This is a genomic window from uncultured Polaribacter sp. (assembly GCF_947501385.1).
Lineage (GTDB): Bacteria > Bacteroidota > Bacteroidia > Flavobacteriales > Flavobacteriaceae > Polaribacter.
The window spans coordinates 1-7,080 of record NZ_CANMVP010000054.1 but is presented as its reverse complement, the minus strand read 5'-3'; the positions used below and the strand labels follow the sequence as shown (position 1 = coordinate 7,080).

7 protein-coding genes are annotated in these 7,080 nt (G+C 34.8%); 4 read left to right on the top strand and 3 right to left on the bottom strand.

Annotated elements, in window-relative coordinates; genetic code table 11:
* The first annotated feature begins 608 nt into the window (after positions 1-608).
* The 3 genes from Q0998_RS19010 to Q0998_RS19000 all read left to right on the top strand — a co-directional run bounded on the left by Q0998_RS19010 (position 609) and on the right by Q0998_RS19000 (position 2,466).
* A complete protein-coding gene (locus tag Q0998_RS19010) occupies positions 609-1,271 on the top strand; it encodes a hypothetical protein (RefSeq protein WP_299672946.1) in 663 nt (220 codons plus the stop codon).
* 287 nt (positions 1,272-1,558) lie between these two features.
* On the top strand, positions 1,559-1,897 hold the full coding sequence (locus tag Q0998_RS19005; protein ID WP_299672943.1) for a type II toxin-antitoxin system HigB family toxin: 339 nt from the start codon (positions 1,559-1,561) through the stop codon (positions 1,895-1,897).
* Between the two features lie 5 nt (positions 1,898-1,902).
* Positions 1,903-2,466 carry a helix-turn-helix transcriptional regulator gene (locus Q0998_RS19000; protein ID WP_299672940.1) on the top strand — a complete coding sequence of 188 codons (564 nt, stop codon included), beginning with the start codon at positions 1,903-1,905 and terminating at the stop codon, positions 2,464-2,466.
* Positions 2,467-3,077: 611 nt separating this feature from the next.
* Here Q0998_RS19000 and Q0998_RS18995 read toward each other — a convergent pair.
* From Q0998_RS18995 to Q0998_RS18985, 3 genes are all read right to left on the bottom strand, one after another.
* Positions 3,078-4,160 (bottom strand): mannose-1-phosphate guanylyltransferase, encoded by a 1,083-nt coding sequence (locus tag Q0998_RS18995; protein WP_299672937.1) that lies wholly within the window; start codon positions 4,158-4,160, stop codon positions 3,078-3,080.
* A complete protein-coding gene (locus Q0998_RS18990; RefSeq protein ID WP_299672933.1) occupies positions 4,147-4,761 on the bottom strand; it encodes a SprT-like domain-containing protein in 615 nt (204 codons plus the stop codon). Before Q0998_RS18990 ends, Q0998_RS18995 begins: the two co-directional genes overlap by 14 nt.
* Before the next feature lie 133 nt (positions 4,762-4,894).
* Positions 4,895-5,575: an SDR family oxidoreductase gene (locus tag Q0998_RS18985; RefSeq protein ID WP_299672930.1), complete on the bottom strand. Its 681-nt coding sequence runs from the start codon at positions 5,573-5,575 to the stop codon at positions 4,895-4,897.
* Between the two features lie 64 nt (positions 5,576-5,639).
* Between Q0998_RS18985 and Q0998_RS18980 the strand changes: the two genes are divergently transcribed.
* On the top strand, positions 5,640-6,920 hold the full coding sequence (locus tag Q0998_RS18980) for an amidohydrolase family protein (protein ID WP_299672927.1): 1,281 nt from the start codon (positions 5,640-5,642) through the stop codon (positions 6,918-6,920).
* Positions 6,921-7,080 lie beyond the last annotated feature (160 nt).

Sequence of the window (7,080 nt, the reverse complement as noted above, 5' to 3'; positions counted from 1 at the left end):
TATCTAAATATAAAACACAAACAAAAAAGACAAACCACTTAGGAAGTCACATAAAAAACTTTGCGAACCTTGCGTTTTCTCTGCGATTTCTTTGCTGTAAAATCGGCGCCAATTCGTGAAATCTGTGTCTAACCTTGAATCTTTTGAAGTATGAAGAGGTGAGAAGTTAGAGGTTAGATATTAGAAGTTAGATATTAGATATTAGACATTAGATATTAGATATTAGAAGTTAGAAAATAGACAACAGAAAATAGAAGATATCTTAAAACCATAAATATTGTTAAACTTGAAACCTAGAAACTTGAAACCTGAAACCTTTTAACTACACCCCGTCTAACCTTGAATTTTAGACTAAGAATCTTGAATCTTTTTAAGTATGAAGAGGTAGGAAGTTAGCCGTTGGAAATTAGATATTAGATATTAGATATGAAAAGTACAAAAAATAAAAAAATCTGCGATTTCTTTGCGGTAAAATCGGCGCCAATTCGTGACATCCGTTTCTAACCTTGAAACCTAGAAACTTGAAACCTGAAACCTTTTAAACTTCATCCCTTGAATTTTAAATGAAAAATATTGAACCTTTTGAAGAACCTTGAATCTTTTGAAGCATGAAAAAAACAACCCAAATAGCCTTGGCAATCGCTATCATCCTACTCCTTCTGCTATTCAAAGACTGGATTAGAAATGCCATCATTACTGGACTCGGTGGCTATACCACCAAAGAAACTCAAGTAGTCACTAAAACCGAATACCGACAAGGAATTATTGATACCTTGGAGATCTTTAACCACTATGTGCGTACCAAAGGTATTACGCTCAACCCTGAACCTAAAGTTGTCTATCGCACCCCAACTATACCAAACCAAAAAAACACGATCCTTCCCAAAGAAAAGATACCGATAGATTCCGTCAAACAATTTGAAGTACAAGTAAAAGATAGCTTGCTAGACGGACGCTTTACCATCTTTAATAAATTTAATGGGGATTTACTCTCTTCGGAATTTACCTACAAACCGCTCTTTCCCAAATACCTGTTACGGGTAGACACCCTTCGCATCGCCACTACCCAAACGGAAACCTTGACAAGGATTCGTTCTAAATTCGGACTGGGCTTAGGGTTTGACACGCAAAGTCGGCTTCAAATCCTGGGCAGTTATACCACCAAAAACAACTGGCAGTTTGTCTATGAGTTTGGAGTACCTAGTGGGATTTCTAGTACTACGGGTGTGCAGCAACCGGTACATGGGGTAAAGGTGTTGAAGGGGTTTTGAGGCAGTAGGCAGTTGGCAGTAAGCAGTAGTAGTTAGCAGTAATCAGTAGCAGTTAGCAGTATAGTTTGCAATTGGCATCATTCGTTGGTAAAGCATTTTTGATGAGGTTGATATGAGAAGATAGACCGCTGTTAGATGTTGGTTTTTAGTCTGTAGTATGGTCTATACCTGAAATATTTATAAATAAACAAGAACTTTGTCCCTGAAGAGACCTAAAGTTACCAGTAATATGAGAAGATAAAAAGTTCGGAAATTAACCGAACTTTTTTGTATATTTGTATCAAGCAATGAGACTGACAAATAAAAAAGCTTTCGTAAAATTAAAAAAGAAAAACAGAGGGAATGTTTCGTTATCTAACGCTATAGACAAACTTATAAAAGATATTGAAGACAGTGAATGGAAGAATCAAACCGAGCTTAATCACATCAGACCAGATGCAGACTGCGTGCATAATGATGGGTTTTATTTTTTTAATGTAAGGATTCACAGAACCATGATTTTAATTGAATTTGATCATGACGAAGCTTCGGTTGTTTGGGTGGGAACACACCAAGAATACGAAACAACCTTTAAGAACAATAAGAATACAATAAAAAAATGGTTACACGCTAACGATTGGATTTAGAAATTATGAAAACACAAATTGATATATCAAAATTATTGGAAATTGGAAAGATTCAGAATGAATTAGATTTTGAAAGCGCTTTGATTGCTGATAGAAAATTAAGAATGCTTTCTAAAGAGAATTCAAAATATAAAGTTACTCGTAAAAAGTTAAGAGACTTAATCGAAGACTATGAAAACAAAAACTGGTCTTCTAACTCGAGATTAACAGATAAAAAAATACGAGAGAGTGATTTAGCTGAATTAATTGCTGAAAAAGAAAGACAATTTATTCAAAACAGAAAAGAATTAATTAGAAAAAAGCTAAAGAACTTAAATCTAACTCAACAAAACCTCGGTGAAATACTAGGACACAGAAGTAAATCATATATGTCTGAATTAATGAATGGATTAAGCCCCTTTTCATTAAAAGATTTGATTGTTATCAATCGTTTGTTAAAAATTGATTTAGCTAATTTAGTGTCTACTTTTTTACCTCAATCAGACAGAGTAAAGATAAGGACATCAATTGAAAAACTTGATAATCCAAAATTGACGACGTTGAGTAAAGATGGTTTTGCATTCACATAAATACTAGCTATCACACCAAAAACAATTGGCAGTTTATCTATGAGTTTGAGGTGCCTAGTGGCATTTCTAGTACTACGGGTGTGCAGCAACCTGTGCATGGGATTAAGGTATTGAAGGGGTTTTAAATAGCCCCTTTGTCCTACGGACATTTCCCCAAAGGGGAAAGTTGAGCTGTCATCAAGCATTGTGTATCCTATTCGTGACCCGAGAAAAACTTTATTCAAGCGGTTTGATTAACGTGGAATAAATGCTTGTAGTTATGTCTGTTCGAGACCCGAGAAAAATTTTTATCAAGCGGTTGGAATGACGTAATGTCTCCTCGAGCATTACTGAAATGAAAATACATTTTCATTGAAAGTAGCTAGCGAAGCTATCGAGAGGTTAAAGAAGGTCTCGACTGCGCTCGACCAGACATATATTAATAATTTGTAAAATAGTAACTTACAAGCTACGTCAATGGTAGCATTAGAGAGCAATTGATTCATGTAATTTATGCTAATTCCTGTTACTACTGTTAGATGGGATAGGGTTTTGAATGATAGTATTTTGGTGAAAAACAGGCAGAATTAAGAACTTGGCTACAAACACAAATGAAACTTGATACTGTATTTCTAGACAAAATCATCACCAAAAGTGTCTTTGACTTCTGTGACAATTTGTTTGATCTCTTGTTCGTCTTTTTTAGGGCAAATTAATAGTACATCTTCTTTTTCAACAATAATAAAATCACTCAAACCTTGTATCACAACTCTTTTTCCAGATTGTGTTTTAATCATATTGCCAGTTGCGTCTCTAAAAATAGTATTGGCTCCGACGACAGCGTTTTGTGTGTCGTCTTTTTCTAGTTTGTTATAGAGAGATCCCCAAGTTCCTAAATCATTCCAGCCAAAATCTACAGGTAATACATGTACATTTGTTGCTTTTTCCATAATTCCAAAATCAATGGAAATATTTTTACATTTGGTATAATTGTTTTTGATAAAATCGTCTTCAAAATCTGTGTTATAGACATTGTTCCCGTCATCTAAAATAGCCACCATTTCAGGGAGCGTGTTTTTAAAGGCTTTGATAATGCTTTTTGCAGACCACACAAAAATACCTGCATTCCAAAGATAATCGCCACTTTCTAAGAATTTCTTTGCAGTTTCTAAATTGGGTTTCTCGGTAAAATTCTTAACCTTTTTAATTGCTGAAGTTTCTTTTTCAAATTGAATATATCCATATCCTGTATTGGGTGCATCGGGTTGAATTCCTAAGGTCATTAAAATATCTTGTTCTGAACAAGCATCAAAAGCAATTTTTATGTTTTTAGAAAATTCATTTTCGTCATCAATCCAATGATCTGAAGGTGCTACCAACATGACTGCATCTGGATTTTTAGCATGTATTTTTAAAGCTGCATATAAAATACAAGGAGCTGTATTTCTCATTGCGGGCTCTAATAAAAGCTGTTTTTTAGTGGTTCTTGGCAACTGCTCTAAAACCAATGCTTCATAACGTTTATTGGTGGCAATAAGGATGTTTTTAGACGGAACTACATCATTAATTCTCTCAAACGTTCGCTGAATTAAACTTTGGCCAACACCTAACATGTCATGAAACTGTTTTGGAAAATTGGAAGTACTCATTGGCCAAAACCGAGAACCCACGCCACCCGCCATAATTACTGCGTAATAATTTTTATTCTCTATCATAATTTTTTACTTCTACATTCTGATTAAAAAGATACACTTTTTTATTCTTTATATTCAAACATTCATACCGTGTTCTTCTTCTATTTCCTCTCTTATAAATTATTTCTTTAAAGATAAACAGATTTCCAAAAGGAATGTCAAAAATAAAATTCTTTCCTGTTTCTGCAACATTTCCTTTTAAAGCTAATGACAAATTCACATCTGCATCTGTACTTGCTTTTGGATTTTTTAAATAATTTGCAAGATAAGGGAGTATTTCTTTCGGATAAATTGCAGGATTTAAAAAAGGCAACATCAAATGTTGAAAAACAGCTTTCCATTCTTTTCCGTGTGGTTGTACTAATCCAAATTTTTGATGTGTCACATGATGTGCAATTTCATGCACTAAAGTCAATAAAAACTGATACTTGTTGAGGTTGTTATTCACTGTAATTTGAAATTTTCCGTTTGGTAAACTTCTAAAATCACCGTGTTTGGTTTGTCTTTGCTTTACAATTAGAAGTGTAAAATGATGCTCATCAATTAAAAATTGAACAAAAGGAATTGCTTTTTTAGGAACGAATGTAGCCCACCCTAACCCTCCTGTTTCGACACGGCTCAACACAGGCTTAGGGAGAGAACTTCTACTATTCTTCGATACTTTATTTTTATTGATGATAATTATAGCTTTAATGTTATTTAATATTTCTTTTGTCAGTTGTTCCTCCCCTTCGGGGAGGCTAGGAGGGGCTCTTTTAAGGAGTTGATGACGACACCTCCAATGTTTTCCCGTTATAAAATTTATTACCAGTCATTGCAAAGTGGTACATATAATCTGCCATTTCTTTTGCAGAAAGTGGTGCTTGATACCCTGGAAACGCTTCTTCTAGCATTTCTGTTTGTACGGCGCCTAAAGCCAATACGTTAAAAGCAATTTGCTGCTCTTTGTATTCTTCTGCTAATAATTCAGAGAGCGTAATCACAGCGCCTTTTGCAGAACTATAAGCCGCTAAACCAGGAAACTTCATGCTACCTTGAATTCCGCCCATAGAACTGATGGTCACCACATGACTGCCTTTCTGCAGAAAGGGAATCATCAACTTTGTAATTTCTGCCACTGCAAAAACATTCACTTTATATACTTCTAAAAAATCTTCGGAAGTTAAATCGGTAAAAGGTTTGTGAATTAATTTTCCTGCATTGTTAATCAAAATATCCACTTTTTGCCAAGTATTTTTTACAAAATCTGCAACTTTTTTTACATCCGTAGGATTAGAAATATCAACAGAAAGCACAGAAATATTTTTATGATTTATGTCTGCCAAAGGTTTTGAATTTCTAGAAAGTGCCAATACATGATGCCCCTTTTCTGCAAACTGTTTTGCGAGTTCAAAGCCAATTCCTCTGCTGGTTCCTGTAATCACAACGTTTTTCATTCTTTTCATTTTGAAGTAGCAAATTAGTTAATTTTTCATACATTTAAAGACAAAACTTATACAAATGAAGAAATTACTTTTATTCTTTTTAATGGGATGTATGATACAAATTACAATGGCACAAACTACCTATCTTTTATGTGGACAATTGGTAGACACCAAAACGGGTACAATCGCTGCTAAAAAGACCATTATTGTAAAAGAAAATAAAATTTACAAAGTAATGGATGGCTATGTTTCACCCAAAAGTGCTACTGCAATTACGGTAGATTTAAAAGACAAAGTTGTACTGCCGGGTTTGATTGATTTTCATGTACACATCGAACAAGAATTTGACAGAAATACAAGATTGAACAAATATATTTTAAACGAAGCTGATGTTGCTTTTAATTCAGTGGGTTTTGCAAAAACAACTTTATTAAACGGATTTACAACGGTAAGAGATTTAGGTGGAACAGGCGTAAATATTTCAGTAAGGAATGCAATCAATGCGGGTAAAATTCCTGGGCCGAGAGTTTTTACAGCTGGGAAGTCTTTGGCAACCACAGGTGGTCATGCAGATCCAACAAATGGAAGTAGTAGAGTATTGTTAGGCAATCCGGGACCTAAAGAAGGGGTTGTAAATTCTGTTGAAGATGCTAAAAAAGCAGTAAGACAACGCTATAAAAATGGGGCAGATTGTATAAAAATCACAGCCACTGGTGGTGTGTTAAGTGTGGCGAAATCTGGCGATAATCCGCAATTTACTATTGAAGAAGTAAAGGCAATTTGTGAAACGGCAAAAGACTATGGAATGCATGTTGCTGCACACGCGCATGGAGATGAAGGAATGCAAAGAGCCATTATTGGTGGTGTAAAAACCATAGAACATGGTACTTATATGAGTGCTGAAACGATGGAACTCATGAAAAAGCACGATGCTTATTTAGTGCCTACAATTACAGCAGGAAAAGAAGTGGAGGAAAAAGCAAAAATACCCGGTTTTTACCCAGCAATTGTAGTTCCTAAGGCATTGGCGGTTGGACCACAAATTCAAGGCACTTTTGCAAAAGCATATAAAAGTGGCGTAGGAATTGCATTCGGAACAGATGCCGGTGTTTTTAAACATGGCAATAATGGTAAAGAGTTTGGTTTTATGGTAGCAGCAGGAATGCCAGCGATGGAAACCATACAGTCTGCTACCATTACAAATGCAATGTTGTTACAAATGCAAAACGAAATAGGACAAATTAAAAAAGGTTTTTATGCAGATATTATTGCTGTAGATGACGATCCAACAAAAAATATTGCTACCATGGAAAATGTTGTTTTTGTGATGAAGGATGGAGTTATTTATAAGAAATAGATGTTGAGACCTTTTAGGTTTTTAAAACCTGAAAGGTCTTAAAATGAGTTCATGTATTGTTTATAATGAGCAGATTCCTGCCGCTACCTTCGGCAGACAAGTGCGCAGGAATGAACTGTGCTTAAAAACAAATATTTGGTTGATAATTTTCTATATATTT

Excerpts from the sequence above, each read along its gene's own strand:
- Q0998_RS19010 (WP_299672946.1), top strand. The coding sequence starts at position 609 with ATGAAAAAAACAACCCAAATAGCCTTGGCAATCGCTATCATCCTACTC.
- Q0998_RS18985 (WP_299672930.1), bottom strand. The coding sequence starts at position 5,575 with ATGAAAAACGTTGTGATTACAGGAACCAGCAGAGGAATTGGCTTTGAA.
- Q0998_RS18980 (WP_299672927.1), top strand. The coding sequence starts at position 5,640 with ATGAAGAAATTACTTTTATTCTTTTTAATGGGATGTATGATACAAATT.
- Q0998_RS18995 (WP_299672937.1), bottom strand. The coding sequence starts at position 4,160 with ATGATAGAGAATAAAAATTATTACGCAGTAATTATGGCGGGTGGCGTG.
- Q0998_RS19000 (WP_299672940.1), top strand. The coding sequence starts at position 1,903 with ATGAAAACACAAATTGATATATCAAAATTATTGGAAATTGGAAAGATT.
- Q0998_RS19005 (WP_299672943.1), top strand. The coding sequence starts at position 1,559 with ATGAGACTGACAAATAAAAAAGCTTTCGTAAAATTAAAAAAGAAAAAC.